At 55.8% G+C, this 15,553-nt stretch carries 14 protein-coding genes; 6 read left to right on the top strand and 8 right to left on the bottom strand.

Features of this window, described 5'->3' with window-relative positions; translation table 11 throughout:
- Positions 1-129 precede the first annotated feature (129 nt).
- Positions 130-1,062 (top strand): aldose 1-epimerase, encoded by a 933-nt coding sequence (locus N7220_RS17955; protein WP_283148898.1) that lies wholly within the window; start codon positions 130-132, stop codon positions 1,060-1,062.
- 99 nt (positions 1,063-1,161) lie between these two features.
- On the opposite strand, the gene N7220_RS17950 is transcribed toward N7220_RS17955, so the two are convergent.
- The 6 genes from N7220_RS17950 to N7220_RS17925 form a co-directional block, all read right to left on the bottom strand.
- Positions 1,162-1,836 (bottom strand): hypothetical protein, encoded by a 675-nt coding sequence (locus N7220_RS17950; protein WP_283148897.1) that lies wholly within the window; start codon positions 1,834-1,836, stop codon positions 1,162-1,164.
- Positions 1,837-2,041: 205 nt separating this feature from the next.
- On the bottom strand, positions 2,042-3,133 hold the full coding sequence (locus N7220_RS17945; protein WP_283148896.1) for an ABC transporter ATP-binding protein: 1,092 nt from the start codon (positions 3,131-3,133) through the stop codon (positions 2,042-2,044).
- Between the two features lie 5 nt (positions 3,134-3,138).
- Complete coding sequence (locus N7220_RS17940; protein WP_283148895.1) at positions 3,139-4,464, bottom strand: GH1 family beta-glucosidase; 1,326 nt, start codon at positions 4,462-4,464, stop codon at positions 3,139-3,141.
- 257 nt (positions 4,465-4,721) lie between these two features.
- On the bottom strand, positions 4,722-5,561 hold the full coding sequence (locus tag N7220_RS17935) for a carbohydrate ABC transporter permease (RefSeq protein ID WP_283148894.1): 840 nt from the start codon (positions 5,559-5,561) through the stop codon (positions 4,722-4,724).
- Positions 5,562-5,564: 3 nt separating this feature from the next.
- Positions 5,565-6,536, bottom strand: a complete 972-nt coding sequence (locus N7220_RS17930; protein ID WP_283148893.1) for a carbohydrate ABC transporter permease — start codon at positions 6,534-6,536, stop codon at positions 5,565-5,567.
- A gap of 344 nt (positions 6,537-6,880) precedes the next feature.
- Positions 6,881-8,128: an extracellular solute-binding protein gene (locus tag N7220_RS17925; RefSeq protein ID WP_283148892.1), complete on the bottom strand. Its 1,248-nt coding sequence runs from the start codon at positions 8,126-8,128 to the stop codon at positions 6,881-6,883.
- A gap of 367 nt (positions 8,129-8,495) precedes the next feature.
- On the opposite strand from N7220_RS17925, the gene N7220_RS17920 reads away from it, so the two are divergent.
- Positions 8,496-9,509, top strand: coding sequence for a LacI family DNA-binding transcriptional regulator (locus N7220_RS17920; protein ID WP_283148891.1), 1,014 nt, complete (start codon positions 8,496-8,498; stop codon positions 9,507-9,509).
- 341 nt (positions 9,510-9,850) lie between these two features.
- On the opposite strand, the gene N7220_RS17915 is transcribed toward N7220_RS17920, so the two are convergent.
- Together N7220_RS17915 and N7220_RS17910 are read right to left on the bottom strand one after the other, a co-directional pair.
- The gene (locus N7220_RS17915) at positions 9,851-10,420 is read right to left on the bottom strand and encodes a carboxymuconolactone decarboxylase family protein (protein ID WP_283148890.1); all 570 of its coding nucleotides are present in this window, start codon (positions 10,418-10,420) and stop codon (positions 9,851-9,853) included.
- A gap of 147 nt (positions 10,421-10,567) precedes the next feature.
- Positions 10,568-11,278: an alanyl-tRNA editing protein gene (locus N7220_RS17910; RefSeq protein ID WP_283148889.1), complete on the bottom strand. Its 711-nt coding sequence runs from the start codon at positions 11,276-11,278 to the stop codon at positions 10,568-10,570.
- Positions 11,279-11,625: 347 nt separating this feature from the next.
- Here N7220_RS17910 and N7220_RS17905 point away from each other — a divergent pair, with 347 nt between their 5' ends.
- The 4 genes from N7220_RS17905 to N7220_RS17890 all read left to right on the top strand — a co-directional run bounded on the left by N7220_RS17905 (position 11,626) and on the right by N7220_RS17890 (position 15,297).
- A complete protein-coding gene (locus N7220_RS17905) occupies positions 11,626-12,447 on the top strand; it encodes an ABC transporter substrate-binding protein (protein WP_283148888.1) in 822 nt (273 codons plus the stop codon).
- Positions 12,448-13,081: 634 nt separating this feature from the next.
- Positions 13,082-13,807, top strand: a complete 726-nt coding sequence (locus tag N7220_RS17900; protein ID WP_283148887.1) for an amino acid ABC transporter permease — start codon at positions 13,082-13,084, stop codon at positions 13,805-13,807.
- 3 nt (positions 13,808-13,810) lie between these two features.
- Complete coding sequence (locus N7220_RS17895) at positions 13,811-14,497, top strand: amino acid ABC transporter permease (protein ID WP_283148886.1); 687 nt, start codon at positions 13,811-13,813, stop codon at positions 14,495-14,497.
- A 161-nt stretch (positions 14,498-14,658) separates the two neighbouring features.
- On the top strand, positions 14,659-15,297 hold the full coding sequence (locus tag N7220_RS17890; protein WP_283148885.1) for a PEP-CTERM sorting domain-containing protein: 639 nt from the start codon (positions 14,659-14,661) through the stop codon (positions 15,295-15,297).
- The last annotated feature ends 256 nt before the right edge of the window (positions 15,298-15,553 follow it).

Below are 15,553 nucleotides of genomic sequence, written 5' to 3'. Positions count from 1 at the left end.
TTTTTTCCGCTTTATCGCTGATAGGCGCCCCATAATTAGCCATTATTATTAGTAATAATTTATGGAAAATATTGATAGAATCGCAAAAAAAGCCAGGAACGGCCCCTTAACCGTCGTGTGGACTCTGCCATGTCGCTCTCTGCCCTGCCCGGCACTACGCTCGCCCCATCCGCGCTGTTGCGCTTGACCCGCGGCGAACACACCTTATTGCTGGCCCCGGACATTGGCGGCAGCATTTTTCGTTACTTCAGCACTAAAGATCAGCGCGAACACGATTGGCTCAGGCCCGGCACGGCGCAAAGCCTGGCCGACGGTAATCCATTGGAAATGGCCAGTTTTCCGCTGCTGCCGTTTTGTAACCGCATCCGCAACGGCGTCGCGCCCGGTGGTCAGCGCGTGGTGAACATGCCCGCCAATGTCGCAGGCTCACCCCACACCTTGCATGGCTACGGCTGGCAACGACCGTGGCAAGTTGCTGCGCTTTCCAGTGATGCGGCAACGCTCACCCTGGAACACGAGCCCGGCGCCTGGCCGTGGGCGTTCTTTGCCAGCCAGCGGATTGAACTCACGGCGGAGCGTCTCACCGTGCGCATGACTCTGAAAAACACCGACAACGTGCCCATGCCAGCGGGCCTGGGGCATCATCCCTATTTTCTGCGCCAGGCCGATACGCAAATCCAGACCGACGTAGAAGCGATGTGGGCGGCGGATGAAGAAGTCATGCCCACCGCGCTGGTGAAGCCCGATTTACTGGCGCAAATGCGCGCCGGGCGCGTGCTGGCTGATCTGGTACTGGATAACAACTTCACCGGCTGGAGTCATCAGGCCCGAATTACATGGCCGCAATCGGCCTCGCGCCTGACCCTGCGCGCGGACGCGCCGCTGGATTACTTTGTGCTGTATGTGCCGCCAGGGCTGGATCACTTTTGCATGGAGCCGGTGAGCAACTGCACCGATTGGCTGAACCTGGCTGACACTCATCCCGGCTTGGTGGGTGGCGCGTGGCTGGCGCCGGGGGAGATTTTGTCGGTACGGTTTACGCTGGAGCCAGAGTGGATTTAGGGATGCGGGCTTAGTAGGTAGCCCGCTGTGGGCTCAAGCTTCGTCGCCAACTTCAAGCGCTTGTTTTGAGTTGAATACTGCATCAAGTCCAAAACGCCACTAACGATAATTTGCGCTACAAGCCTTGTAGCTCCCGTCACACAAGGTGCTGGCCTTCATCGCCTCCAGATACTGCACGCTCTTGTCCTTGCCGATGCCCCACGGCTTGTTCTGGTCTTGTTCCTTGGTACTGGCGGGGCGCCAGGAATACTGCACTTTGTGCAAGAACTCTTTGCCCTCGATAAACGCCACAAAAGAACCCTCGCCAAACGGCGCGGTGGTGCCCATATGCGGGCAGTAGCCGCCGCTGACCGAAAACAGCAAATCACCCAGCTGATTCAGGCCTCGGGGCATGGCTTCAAACTTGTCGCCGCAGGAGTTACGCAGCGCGTCTTGCAACTGCGCCTGCGCCACTTCTGCCGGATGGACCTTTTTGTCTTTGAATTCCTGCATCACCTTGGCCGACGGATAAGGAAACCGCGCTATCGCCAGATAACCGCCATGCCAAGTGTCGATATTGTCCGCAGCCGGAATGTATTCGGCCATAAAACCGCCCGCTGGCGTGCCCATCATCCAGGCCAGTTTCCAGCCTTGCGGAATGGCGGTAACGACTCGTTCGCCCGTTACTGCAAACGACTCGCCCTGGGGCGCGGCCTGTGCGGCAACGCAACTCAGGCTGGCAGCAACGAATACGGCAAGACGGGTGATGAACAGCAGTGGCGGCTTGAAAGTCATAAGAGCGGGCTTGTGAGGATGGGTTTGAATGATCAGCGTGCGATTTAATACGTTTCGGGCCAATTTGCAAACCATCAGGCGCTCGCCGCAAAAAAAACCCCGCATCAGCGGGGTTTTAAAGTGTGCTCACAGCATTACAACCAGGATGGATGATGCATTTAACGCGGTACTGCTCTTGCTACTTACCACTTGCTACAACAATCGATCAGGCCAGTTCCAGCGCCCGACCTGCGCGGTCAAACAACAACGCGCGGGATGATTCGATGTGCAGACCCACGGTCTCGCCAACCTTCGGCGCGTCACTATCGCCTGGCAGGCGGATCGAGAAGGCTTCCTGGCAGCCCGCAACAGCGGTATGCACCAATTGGGTATCACCCAGATTTTCTACCAGATCCACTCGCGCCTGCAGGCCTTCAAAAGGCGCCACCACACGGACGTGTTCAGGACGAATACCCAGTGTGACTTCTTCTGGCATATCTGCCGCAGCCGTGCGATCCAGTTGCAGACGTTGCTCGTTACCCACCTTCAGCAACAGATTACCGGCCGCGACACCTGCAGTCTGGCAAGCCAGGAAGTTCATCTTGGGCGAACCCAGGAAGCCCGCCACAAACGTGCTCTTGGGATCTTTGTAAAGCTCGATAGGCGCGCCCACTTGCTCCAGCTTGCCCTGGTTGAACACCGCAATGCGATTACCCAAGGTCATGGCTTCGACCTGATCGTGCGTCACGTAAACCATGGTGGTACCCAGCTCACGGTGCAGCCGCGCCAGTTCAATGCGCATTTGCACGCGCAGCGAGGCGTCCAGGTTAGACAACGGTTCGTCGAACAGGAATACCTTGGGCTGGCGCACGATAGCGCGGCCAATCGCCACCCGTTGCCGCTGCCCGCCCGACAAAGCGGCAGGCTTGCGATGCAACAAGTGGGTGATATGCAGCACTTCGGCGGCACGGCCCACGGCCTCTTTGATCTTCGACTTGTCCATACCGGACAGCTTGAGACCAAAGCCCATGTTCTGTTCTACGGTCATGTGCGGATACAGCGCATAACTCTGGAACACCATGGCGATGCCGCGATCGGACGGATGCAGATCGTTGGCGCGTTCGCCTTCGATATACAGATCGCCGCCAGAGATTTCTTCCAGACCGGCAATCATGCGCAGCAAGGTGGATTTGCCGCAGCCCGAAGGCCCGACAAACACCACGAACTCGCCTTTTTTGACTTCCAGGTCCAGACCATCAATCACTGGCGCATTGTCGCCATAGGTCTTGGTGATATTGCGTAACGAGATAGCCGCCATGTCGCTCAGCCCTTCTTTTGCTGGCTGATGAATTCACGGTACCAGTGCGCGCTGTCTTTCAGCGTGCGTTTTTGCGTCTGGTAATCCACATGAACAATGCCGAAGCGCTTGGACAAACCCGAATCCCATTCGAAGTTATCCAGCAAGCTCCACTCAAAGTAACCGCGGATATCCACACCGGCATCCATCGCATCTTTCAGCGCGCCCAGATGGCGCTGCAGGAAGTCGATGCGTTCTTTGTCATGCACGCCGCCATCGCTATCGATGCGATCCGGGTTGGCCATGCCGTTTTCGGTGATCAGAATCGGAGGCAGATCGGTGTATTCGCGGTTGATGCGCACCAGCAGGTCAGTCAGACCCTTCGGATAGATTTCCCAACCCATGTCAGTGCGGCCCAGCTCGCACGGCTCCGGAATCTTTGGTGTGTCAGTGCTGCACCATGCGCGGAAGTAGTAGTTCACGCCCAGGAAATCCAGCTTCTGGCCAATGATTTCAAAGTCGCCGTCTTGCACTTTCGGTGCGGCATCGCCGTAGACTTCCAGCGCCAGCGGTGGATAGTGGCCCTTGAAGATCGGGTCCATAAACCAGCCGGTGAAGTTTTCGTATTCCAGTTGAGCCTGACGCTTGTCAGCAGCGCTGTCGGTCGCGGCATCCGCATCCGATTGGTTCAGCACGATACCCAGTTGCGCAGTAACACCTTGTTCACGCAGGGTTTTTACGGCCAGACCGTGTGACAGCAGCAAGTGGTGCGAAACCTGGTTAGCCAGTGCCACGTCAGTAAAACCAGGCGCGAAACGGCCATGGAAATTACCCAGATAAGCGGTGCACCACGGTTCGTTGTGAGTGGCAATCGATGCCACGCGGTTGCCAAAGCGACGGCCCACTTCAGCGGCATAAGCAGCAAAGTGATGCACAGTTTCGCGGTTAGCCCAGCCGCCGCGATCTTGCAGCGCTTGCGGCAGATCCCAGTGGTACAGCGTCACGTGCGGCTTGATGCCTTTGGCTTCGAGTTCGTTGATCAGGTTTTCATAGAACGCAAAACCGGCTTCGTTCCAGTCGCCAAAGCCTTTAGGCTGAACGCGCGACCAGGCGATGGAGAAACGATAAGCATCCAGACCCAGACCGGCCATCAGGGCCACGTCTTCTTTGTAGCGATGATAGTGATCGCACACCACGGAGCCATCGCTGCCGTCGCTGATCTTGCCAGGCGTCGCGCAGAAAGTGTCCCAGATGGACGGGCCGCGGCCGTCTACGTCAGTTGCGCCTTCAATCTGGAAAGAGCTGGTGGCAGTGCCCCAGATAAAGTCACGAGGAAAAGTTGGGTTTGTCATGGCAACTCCGTATCTATATGCAATGAATCAATCAGGTAAGTAATGGGCACGCCTGCCAGCGCAACCCGCTGAATATAAAAGTCAAATCCAGAATGAAAATCCAGATTTCAATGTGTTCGGTTTCATTTTCTGACCACCCCCAACCAGACTGCGGACGTAGCCCGCCCTGCCCCGGTCGTAAAACTCAGCGATCCGGGCGGGCTTCAGGCGGGAAACGTGTTGTTAAGGTTTGGTGGCGGTCTGCTGTATCGGTTGGCTTAGCCCTTGACTGCGCCAGCGGTCAAACCTGCAATTAACCGCTTGGAGAACATCGCAAACAGGATCAGCAGCGGCAATACCGCGATAGCCGAACCCGCCATCACCGCGCCCCAGTCCGTATTGGTCGGGCTTTGCATACTGCGCAGTGCGACCGGTACGGTGAAGTTCTCTGGTGAGTGCATGATGACCAGCGGTTGCAGAAAGCTGTTCCAGCTGCTGATGAAGGTAATCAGGCCAAGTGTACCGAGCGCAGGACCAATCAGCGGCAGTACCACGTTCCAGTAAATGCGGAACTCGCCGCAACCATCAATACGCGCCGCTTCCATCAGTTCTTTAGGTACGGCCGAGCTGATGTACTGGCGCATCAAAAAGATGCCGAAAGCTGCTGCTGCTGCGGGCAGATACAAGGCCCGCGGTTGATCCAGCCAACCCAGGAAGTTCATCAGCATGAAGGTCGGAATCAGGCCCACGAACGGCGGCAGCAACATGCTACCGAGCACGATGGCAAACAGCGCCTTCTTGAAGCGGAACTCATACATGGCAAAGGCGTAACCAGCCATCGAGCAGAAGAACAGCGCCAGAATGGTGGTCATGAACGCCACGTACAAGCTCATGCCCAGGTTGTGCCAGAACGGAATCATCGACACCAGGGTGTTGATGTTCTTGAGCAAGGCCGGGCCGAACCACATGGGTGGCGGGATATGGTAAATGGCTTCACGCGGCTGCGTTGCCAGCACGAAAGTGAAGTAGAACGGCGCCAGCATCAGCACCGCACCGATGACCACGATCACCCAGGCGAGTGGACGGCTTCTTGAACTCTTGTTGTTGACCATAGCCATGGTTTATTCCTCCCCGCCAGCAAACAGCGAGAACAACTTGTGATTTCCGTACGACAACACGGCAATCAGAATGAACATCACCCAGGAAATCGCACATGCCGTGCCGAAATCGCTGAAATAGAACGCGGTGCGATACATATACATAGCGGTGGTCATACCTGCCTGCCCCATGCCACCGTTGTCACCCAGCAAGATGAACGGCTCTTCAAACAGCTGCAGGTTATTGATGAGCGTGAGCGAGACGGCAAAGAACATCATCGGGCGGATCATGGGCAGCGTGATGTGCCAGAACTTGCGGAAAGTCCCTGCGCCATCCAGCGTGGCGGCTTCGTACAGGTCTTCTGGAATGGTCTGCATTGCGGCGAGGTACAGCACGGTATTCCAGCCCACATAACGCCAGAACACCACAAAGCTCACGGTCGGTTTGACCAGCGAGGTATCCAGCAACCAGTCAATCTTGTGATCCGGGAACAATCCGCCAATCAGCGGCAAATTGTGCAGGCCCATCACCATGGCGTTGATGGCACCGAAGTCCTTGGAAAACAACGAGCTGAAAATCAGCGCAATGGCGACACTGGAGGTAATGAACGGCAGGAAATACGCACCCAGAATCGTGTTGCGGCCACGCAGTACGGTGCACAGGAAGGCGGCAAACGGGATCGCCACCAGATGCTGCGGCACGCCAGAGGCCAGCGCCATGTAGACCGTGTTGAACAGGGATTTCCAGAACCACGTGTCCGTCATGACAAACTTGTAATTGTCGAAGTTAATCCACTTAACGGCGGAGAAACCCGCCGCAGGATCCCACTGCGCGAACGACAAGGTGGCAGAGAACAACAAAGGAAACACGCCGAACACGGCAAAGATGATCAAAAACGGGCTGATAAACAGATAGGGGGCCCACTTCCATGCGTGTACACGCTTGCGGCGGGGCCGCGAGGTAACACTTGCAGCGGGGGACAACACGGATTCCATGAAACTTGCTCCGGCGTTCCGGGAAAAAATGGTCAAAGAGTCATTAGAGCCTGTTCAAAATCTTTTCGCCGCCTGGGATAGCTGCATAAACACTTTGAACAGACTCTCGCGCCTTTAACCCTGAAACGGGCGACCTTGCATCGGTTGTAGAGTCTGGTGATCACTGCAAAACCGGCCAGTCGTGTCGCCTTGATGGTGGCAGCCACCGCAACAACACGTCTGATCCGACCATGCCGCATCTGCCTTTGATCCTGAACAACCACCAGGAGAGTGCAAACCCGGTAAAACACGCGACCGGCAAGCCAACAGGCCGGGCCAGCCGCGTTTACATCAACCGATTACAATCAACGTTTTGCGCGGCGCTCGATATCCGACTGAGCGTCAGCCAGAGCGGCCTTGATGTCCTTGTTTTGATGGACAACCTGGTCGAGCTGGTCGTTGATGATGTCTTCAGCTACACCATCGTTCTTGTTGATCGGGATTTCCGGAATATGCTTGGCAGCTTCGCGCCACATTTCACGGGCTTTCTGACCACCCAGGTACGGCAGCGGCTCGGACATGATCGGATCAGTCTGTGCCGACTTCAGCGACGGGAATGCGTCCATTTCCTTGAAGGTAGCCAGTTGCTGATCGCGATTAAGCGTCAGGAACTTCAGGAACTCGTACGCTTCAGCCTTGTGTGTGCTCTTGGTCGGAATAGCGTAGAAAGAACCGCCCCACGATGCATATGCGCCGTTTGGCAGATCAGCCGCACGCCACTTGCCTGCTTCGTCCGGAGCCAGCCAGTGAGCCAGGTGACCATTCAACCACGCGCCGATTGGCTGGGTAGCGATCTGGTCATGCTGGAAGCCAGCCGCCCAGTCGTTGGTCCACTGCTTGATGTTGCCAGCGATGCCGGCATCGTTAGCTTCTTTAGCCAGCTTGAAAGCAGTTTCGAAGCGCGGGTTACCGGCTACGATCACCTTGCCAGACTTGTCAAAATAGATGCCTTCACCGTTCTTCAGATTGGAACGGATGTAGATATCCTTGATATCCACCGGGCTGGCGACCAGGTAAGCGCCGGTCGCTGCCTTGATCTTCTTGCCAGAAGCCAGATAGGTTTCCCAGCTCTTGGTCAGATCAGCTTCGGAAACACCGGCTTTGTCCAGCAGATCCTTGCGATAAAACAGTGTGCCCGGGCCGATGTCGACTGGCATGGCGTACAGGTCACCATTAGTACCCTTGGCTTGTGCCCAGGAATAGCTGGTCACCTGGCTTTGGTATTGGTTGACGTTGTACGGTGCCTTGGACAGATTTTCCAGGCCGCCCGAAGCGATGAAGCGACCAACGAAGCCGATTTCCAGGCCCATCAGGTCTGGCAAGCCAGTACCGGAAGCCAGTTGGGTGGTCAGTGCATTCACATGGTCAACGCGTTCGCGGCTAACCAGTTTGATTTCGACATCCGGATGCAGCTTCTTGTACAGCGGAATCGCTGTTTTGATATCGCGATCCAGATCCGGGAAGCTGGAAACGGTCAATACTGTGGTGGCCCATGCGGGTGCGGTCGCAGCAACCAGTGCACCCAGAACTGCAAGTCGTACAACTTGTTTCATCGCTCTCTCCAACGATTGGGGTTGTAGTACCATTGAAATCGATTTCGCGTTTGCAGCAATTTCAGTGCTTTTTCGCTGATTTTTTTGAAATCGTTTTCAGTTTCGGGCATCCTTTGAGCTAGGGCAATAAGTGGTTCCATGTAGGTGCAACGTTTGCACTACAAAATAGCAACACCATGCAATTGCCATACATGGTGGCCCGAACAACACCGTAACATTCCAGGCAATATATTGATTTACATGGTTATAAATCAGTAAAGAGCATGATTCAATCCAGTGCTGACAAAACCGATAAACTTGACTAACACAACTATTTATCGCACCTCTATGGTGCGTACTTCGTAGTCAACCCAAACATAGAAGCAATATGGAAGATCATTCGCGAAAAGAAAATGTCACGGTGCAAGACGTCGCGCGCGAAGCCGGGGTTTCGGCCAGCACGGTGTCGCGCTACCTGACAGGCGTTACCGGTGTTTCAAAAATCAAACAAGAAGCCATCTCGCGGGCGATTGAACTTTTGAATTTCACGCCCAACGTTTTGGCGCAAAGTCTGAAGACAGGCAGCACCAAAACCATTGGCATCATCACGCAAGATCTGGGCTCCCCTTTCTTTGGTGAAGAACTGAAAGGCGTGGAGAACGCCATCTCCGGCACGGGCTACGCCCTGCTGATCGTCAGCGGGCATTGGCAATCACGCGAAGAAAAAGATCACGCAGAATTGCTGATTGGTCGTCGCGTGGACGGCATCATCATCTTTACCGCCACCTCCAGCGACAAGCAGATTTTGTCTCTGTCACGCCAGGTGCCAGTGGTGATTACCGGGCGTCGACTGGATGCGCCACGTGCCATCGGCTTGGCCGTAGACAACGAACAAGCCGCCTACGAAGCCACTCAATATTTGCTCGACCAAGGCCACCGGCGCATTGCCCATATTTGCGGGCGACTGGGCCAGCCCGATGCGGAAGAACGCCTGCAAGGCTACAAGCGCGCCATGAAAGATGCTGGCGTGGTGGTAGACCCTGCCCTGATCGCCAGCGGCGACTTCACTGAAGTGGGTGGCGTGCTGGCGATTAACCAGTTACTGGAATCGCGTAGTCCGTTTACCGCCATTTTTGCCGCCAACGATCAAAGCGCCATGGGCGCACGGCTTGGCCTGTATCGGCGTGGCATTCGGGTGCCGGAAGAAATTTCGCTGATCGGTTTTGATGATCTGGCTGTTTCCAATTACATGCTGCCGCCACTCACTACCATTCGCCAACCCACGTTTGATATGGGAAGGCTGGCCGGACATACCTTGCTGGGCATGATGAACGGCTCGACCGAACCGGTGGTGCAACCGCAATTTGAATTGGTGCGGCGCGAGTCGGTACGCCGGGTTTAAGCCTTGGGACTGGACTGGTTTTGACTGGCCACAGGGATGTGATCTGACCGGATTGCCAGTTACAATGTGCGCGCTCTGGCAGACCGGCCAATCTGGCTGGTTGGCCATAGATCGCAACCATTGAGGCATACCCCATGAAAACCCGAGGCAAAACCCTGGTGCCGCGCAATCCATTTGCGTTGGCCGCAACCCAACGCCACGCTGGCGCTCACGACAAAGCACACAAAGTGAAACGGCGTGATGACAAGCAAACACTCAAGCGCGAACTGGCGCAAATGAAAAAGGGAGGCAGTTTTTTGCCTCCCTTTCTTTTTGTCTGCCAGCTGCCGACTCACCCACTTTCAGCGTGGCAAAACCGGTAATGGCACCGGATTGACCGCCGGCGTGTGCGCCGCGCTCAACAACATGATCACCGACGTAAAGTAGCCAATCAGTCCCACCAGTTCTACCACGCCCTGCTCACCGAACTGCTGCAGCGCGCGCTGCCACGTACCGTCCGAAACGCCCTTGTTGCGGGTGAGCTCAGTAGTGAAATCCCAAGCCAGCGCTTCATCCTGCGCCATCGTTTGTGGCCGCGCACCTTCGGCCAGATCATCCAGCGTGCTTTGCGCCACGCCCGCCGCCAGAGCCAACGGATAATGCGTTGACCACTCAAAGGGTTCGCTCCATTCCCGCGCCACAATCAGCGTAACGAACTCACCAATCCGGTTTTCCAGCACCGTGTCGTAACGCAGGTATTCGCCGACCCGCTGCACCCGATCCAGTAATTCGGGACTGCGCAACATCGGAATAAACGGCCCTTTTACACCTTTGCGCGGGCCATCAATCAAGGCTTGCGCGGCGGTACGCTGTGCCTCGGTCAACGCCTCTAACGGCAGCGGCGGCAAGCGATCTGTTCTTTGCTGATCCATCGTTCTCAACTCCAGGGCGAGCGTGCTCATGTTTCATGTAGAGCACGGTTGCGACGCGTTTTCAGCCAGTTATTAAAAGAGACGGGCCAAAACCATGGCCCGCATCATCGATTCAGACTACGTACAGCGCAACAGCGCGCCTTTCGCTCAATCCAGCAAAGCCAGCACCACCCGCTTGTTGCGCGCACCTTTGCTTTCGATCTTCTTTACCATCACCGCGCCAATTTCACCGGTGCGTTGCACGTGGGTGCCACCACACGGCTGTAAATCAATGCCTTCGATGGCGATCAAACGAATCTCCGGCAACTCCAGCGGCGGCGTCACTGACATCGTTTTGATCAGCTCTGGCTGGCGTTTCAAAGCTGCGCCACTGGTCATCTGGACCGCCACCGGATGGTCCTCGCTGATCAAGCGATTCAGTTCGCTCTCAATGAATTCCCGATCCAGTTCCATGCCTTCGGGCAAATCGAAATCCAGTCGCCCGGATTCCGTTGTCAGGTTGCCACCGGTGACACCGGCCTTGATCACCACCGATAACAAGTGCAGGCAAGTATGCACGCGCATATGACGATGCCGCCGCGCCCAATCCAGGGTGAGGGTTACGGCGGTGCCTTCAGCCAGGCGCGGGGCATCGGCCTCCAGCAGATGCACGATTTCTCGCGTGGCTTTGTCGCGGCGGGTGTCGGTTATTGCCAGCACGCCACCGTCGGCCAACGCGAGCTGTGCGGTATCTCCCGGCTGACCTCCCCCAAGCGGATAGCACAAGGTATCACCCAGCACCAAACCAGCATCATCGTGGCGCATGACCGTGGTCTGCAGGGTGGTCTGGTAAGGATCAATGTAAAAACGTTCCTGCATGGGATTCTCCTGGCCTGCGCGGAATATCTATAAAGCAATGAGTTTTGAGATTAAACCTCGCCTGGATAAGCCGCTATCTACAGTTGCCCCGCAGATTGGCTGGCACAGTCGCAAACCGCGCCCACGTTGGTTTAGTGACTCTTTATCGGCATTTATATGCAAATTAACGATAACAAAATTATTTTATATAATTAGTAAGAATTAAAAGCGCCCGCTAATATGCGATCCAGATGGAGCAAAAACACGGCGTCTGGCCTACCCGCCACCGCCTTTGCGTTGGTCGAACACAAACCGGATCACGCCTCGCTCCTGCCTTGACTATCAATCGCACCGGGATTTTCCTGACCATGACAATGAAAAAACAAGTACTCGCTCTGCTGCTGCTGTCGCTCACTTCTGGCCTTGCGCTGGCCGACAAACTCGATGACATCAAAAAAGCCGGCGTGCTGCGCGTTGCCGCTTTTGATGGCAACCCACCGTTCGGGTTTGTTGACGAAAAAACCCACAAGATTGTCGGTCTGGATGTCGATTACGCCCAGGAAGTGGCCAAGCGCCTGGGCGTGAAGCTGGAAATCACTCCCACCAATCCGGCCAACCGTATTCCGTTGCTGACCGCCAACAAAGTGGATCTGGTCTTCGCCAACTTCACCATCAACGAAGAACGCGCCAAAGTGATTGATTTCAGCATTCCATACTTTGCCTCTGGCCAGCAATTTCTGGCCAAAAAAGGCGTAGTCAAGAGCGCAGATCAGGTAACGAGCTTGCGCATTGGCGCCGACAAAGGCACCACCATGGAAGCCACGCTGCGCGAGAAATATCCTAACGCCACCGTTGTGTTGTACGACGACACGCCGTTTGCGCTCACAGCCCTGCGTAACGGCAATGTGCAGGCGATTACACAAGACGGCTCCAAACTGGTGGCCATTCTGGGCAATTTGCCAGACAAAGATAAATACGAAATTCCGGCTTTTTCAATCTCTGAAGAGCTGGAAGGTGTCGGTGTACCGAAAGGTGAAGCGCGCCTGACCGCGTTCCTGAACGACACCCTCAAAGATTTGGAAAAGAACGGCACGGCCAGCAAAATTTACGATCGCTGGTTTGGCCCGACTACCAAAGCGCCGCTGCCACGGTTGTTCAAAATCGGCGACGCGCACATCCGCGCCCAGTAAGGCGGCTATCGCCCCAACAAGTGCAAACTCTCTCGTCCACGTCTTCTGATTGCTTTTTGATACATCGCGCCGCGCAAGGGGCGCGATGTTTTTCTTTTGCCAGGATTGGCTTGCGTAGCCCGGAGGAAACGTAGTGAGAATCCGGGATTGCTGTTTTGCCGAGAGCCACGGTATTTGCGGCACAGAACCGGCTCCTCTTTTCTCCGGAAGGTGAAACCGACCTTGATATTTGCGCTTAAGTCTCTAGAGCATGTTTTGTTAATGCCTTCGGCACGCTGGTGAAAAACATTTGATACCCGGGAGTGCCCGGGAGCACGTTTCATATGCAAAAGACACTTATCGTGCAACTTGCGTCGCCAAAGAAAAGAAACCCAAAGTCCCGCAGAGCGGGATAGCAAAAAGGCGACCCCGCTGCCGCAAGGGGGCCCAAAGTCAAAAGCAAAAACAAACCGTCTGTTTGCCAGGTGGTCCACTACCTCTGTGGGTCGGAGCGTGGGTCTCCGGCTCTCGGTCGGCGTGGTCCGCCACATTGTGTTTCCACGGTAAAGCAGCGTTTCCGGGGTTGGTGTTTTACTCGTTTCATTCGATCCAGGCGCAAAAAACCTGCCATGCACATCGCTCACGAATCTCCAATATGACCACCCTCCTCCTCTCCCCCAAATACCTCCACTGGATGGCCAATGGGCTGGCCATGACCGCCTGGGTGGCATTCATCGTCATTATCGCGGCCACGATAAGCGGGTTCTTGCTCGCATTAGCCCGCAACAGCACTCATCGCGGATTGCGTACCCTCGCCACCGCTTATGTGCAGATATTTCGTAATACCCCACTGCTGATCCAGCTGTTTTTCTGGTACTTCGGCGCGCCCAATCTATTGCCGGAATCGGCCATGACCTGGTTGAATACGCCACATCAATGGCCATTACCTGGCATTACGCTGGCATGGCCATCGTTCGAGTTTCTTGCCGCCGTGTTCGGGCTGACGCTCTATGCCACGGCCTTTATTGCCGAGGATATTCGCTCCGGCCTGCGCGGCGTGCCGGGCGCACAAATGGAAGCGGGGCTTTCTACCGGGCTCACCCACTGGCAAACGTTGCGCTATATCGTGCTGCCACAAGCCCTTCGCATTACCCAGCCGCCGCTGTTTGGGCAGTACATGAATATCGTCAAAAACAGCTCGCTGACGATGGGAATCGGACTAGCCGAGTTGAGCTACACCTCGCGCCAGGTGGAGGCCGCCAGCTTTCTCACGTTTCAGGCATTCGGCGTTGCTACGCTGGGCTACATCGGCATCATTGCGCTGATCGAAGCACTCTCCCAATTCGCCCGCCGCCGCGCGGCATTGCCAGGGAGAGCCTGAGCCATGGATGCACTGATCGTGATCTGGCACAACCTGGACTACCTGCTGTGGGGTGCTTTTCCGGATGGCCCGTTGGGCGGAGCAGCGTTAACGCTACTGTTGAGCATTGGTTCGGCCGTCGCCTCGGCCGTGCTGGGCGCGCTCCTTGGCATTGCCCTGACCTTCTCGCGTGGCGTGGTCGGGCATGCGCTCACGCTGGTACTGGCATTTCTGCGGGCCATTCCGGTGTTGATGCTGATCTTCTGGACTTACTTTCTCCTGCCCATCGTATTCGGGCTGGATGTGCCGGGCTTGCTGCCGGTGATGTGCGCACTCTCGCTGATCAGCGCGGCCTATCTGGCCCATGCGGTGCACGCAGGTATTTTGGCCATTCCCGCCGGTCAGTGGGATGCCGGTTATTCCGTGGGCTTTACCCGAGGTCAGGTGCTGCGATACGTCGTCCTGCCGCAAGCCCTGCGCATGATGGTGCCCAGCTTTGTAAACCAGTGGATCACGCTGATCAAAGATACGTCGCTGGCATATATCGTGGGCGTAAGCGAGTTATCGACCATCGCCAGTCAGGTCAGCAACCGGGTGATGATTCATCCAGTGCCCATCTTTCTGTTTGCCGGGGCCATTTATTTTGTGATTTGTGCAGCGCTGGATTGGGCGGCCGGGCGGGCTGCGCGAGGATTTACCCAACCAGCCTGAACTACTCAGCGCAAGTTCCAGCCACTCTCTGGGCGGAACGGGCCGCCGCCCATCTAAAAGCAGCAAAAATATGCGCAAAAAGCCGACGACCGATCAAGAATAAATCTCAATGTTCGCGTTCGATATCCGTTCTTGAATCGAGACATCGCCGGGAGATGACAATGCAATTGCAAATGGGCAAGACCCTTGCGCTGCTTAGTTGCGCAGCGACTCTGTTTGCATCTAGCAGCGCCTTGGCGTGGGACCAAAGCAACTGGAACTGGGTTGCTTTCTCGTCGCAAGGCTATCCCACTGGCGGGATTATTCAAAACTGCTGCGGTCAGCCTCCATACAATTACAACTATGTCTACTTTTTGAGCACCACCGAGCAGCAGCCCGATTTTGTGTCGATCAGCTATACCTTTCCCACCGCGCAAACAGTTGATCTGGATTGGTGGTATGGCAATGACGATCTGTTGCTCACCAAAAATGCGCAATTTGGTTATCTGCTTGATGGCGTGAAAACACCGTTTTTTGACTCCCTCTCCGATCAGTTCACCCTTGCTGACCTGAACGTGAGCGGTCGCTACCGGCATATTGGTGTGCTGGCGGGGCAAAATTTTGGCCTGTATGTCGACATGTCGGAAGGCAATGCGCCCAATCCGGTGGGCATAACCAGCCCGGTTCTGGCCGCCTTTACCGTGCATATCCTGCCTGCAGTGCCCGAGCCTGGCTCATGGGCATTGATGCTGGCGGGATTGGGCATTGCGGGTGTGCTCTGCCGCAAGAGCGGGCGCAAGCCCAAGCTAATTGCGTTGTGATACATGGCGTTCGAATCACCAAAGCTGGCTGATCTGCTTTGCCTGTATTTTTGCCATAAATTAAAAACAAGGCCAGTTAGTTCATCAGGCCCCGCCCGTACCCCTCTCCACCACTACGGCCACTTGCCAGATTCGCCATTTCTGGATTTGTTCATTGTCAATATTCCACCCGAGAATTTTGATAAAAGGCAACGACGGTTGCCGTCATGACGCCTACCGTTTGCCCCAGCACTTTTTAGCAGGCACTTGCACACGG

This window comes from Silvimonas soli, assembly GCF_030035605.1.
Lineage (GTDB): Bacteria > Pseudomonadota > Gammaproteobacteria > Burkholderiales > Chitinibacteraceae > Silvimonas > Silvimonas soli.
This window is presented reverse-complemented; position numbering and strand designations above follow the sequence as displayed.

Bases quoted from the DNA above. Each gene is read 5' to 3' on its own strand.
- N7220_RS17945 (WP_283148896.1), bottom strand. From the start codon at position 3,133: ATGGCGGCTATCTCGTTACGCAATATCACCAAGACCTATGGCGACAAT.
- N7220_RS17935 (WP_283148894.1), bottom strand. From the start codon at position 5,561: ATGGCTATGGTCAACAACAAGAGTTCAAGAAGCCGTCCACTCGCCTGG.
- N7220_RS17910 (WP_283148889.1), bottom strand. From the start codon at position 11,278: ATGCAGGAACGTTTTTACATTGATCCTTACCAGACCACCCTGCAGACC.
- N7220_RS17895 (WP_283148886.1), top strand. From the start codon at position 13,811: ATGGATGCACTGATCGTGATCTGGCACAACCTGGACTACCTGCTGTGG.
- N7220_RS17905 (WP_283148888.1), top strand. From the start codon at position 11,626: ATGACAATGAAAAAACAAGTACTCGCTCTGCTGCTGCTGTCGCTCACT.
- N7220_RS17900 (WP_283148887.1), top strand. From the start codon at position 13,082: ATGACCACCCTCCTCCTCTCCCCCAAATACCTCCACTGGATGGCCAAT.
- N7220_RS17955 (WP_283148898.1), top strand. From the start codon at position 130: ATGTCGCTCTCTGCCCTGCCCGGCACTACGCTCGCCCCATCCGCGCTG.
- N7220_RS17915 (WP_283148890.1), bottom strand. From the start codon at position 10,420: ATGGATCAGCAAAGAACAGATCGCTTGCCGCCGCTGCCGTTAGAGGCG.
- N7220_RS17890 (WP_283148885.1), top strand. From the start codon at position 14,659: ATGCAATTGCAAATGGGCAAGACCCTTGCGCTGCTTAGTTGCGCAGCG.
- N7220_RS17940 (WP_283148895.1), bottom strand. From the start codon at position 4,464: ATGACAAACCCAACTTTTCCTCGTGACTTTATCTGGGGCACTGCCACC.
- N7220_RS17925 (WP_283148892.1), bottom strand. From the start codon at position 8,128: ATGAAACAAGTTGTACGACTTGCAGTTCTGGGTGCACTGGTTGCTGCG.
- N7220_RS17920 (WP_283148891.1), top strand. From the start codon at position 8,496: ATGGAAGATCATTCGCGAAAAGAAAATGTCACGGTGCAAGACGTCGCG.
- N7220_RS17950 (WP_283148897.1), bottom strand. From the start codon at position 1,836: ATGACTTTCAAGCCGCCACTGCTGTTCATCACCCGTCTTGCCGTATTC.
- N7220_RS17930 (WP_283148893.1), bottom strand. From the start codon at position 6,536: ATGGAATCCGTGTTGTCCCCCGCTGCAAGTGTTACCTCGCGGCCCCGC.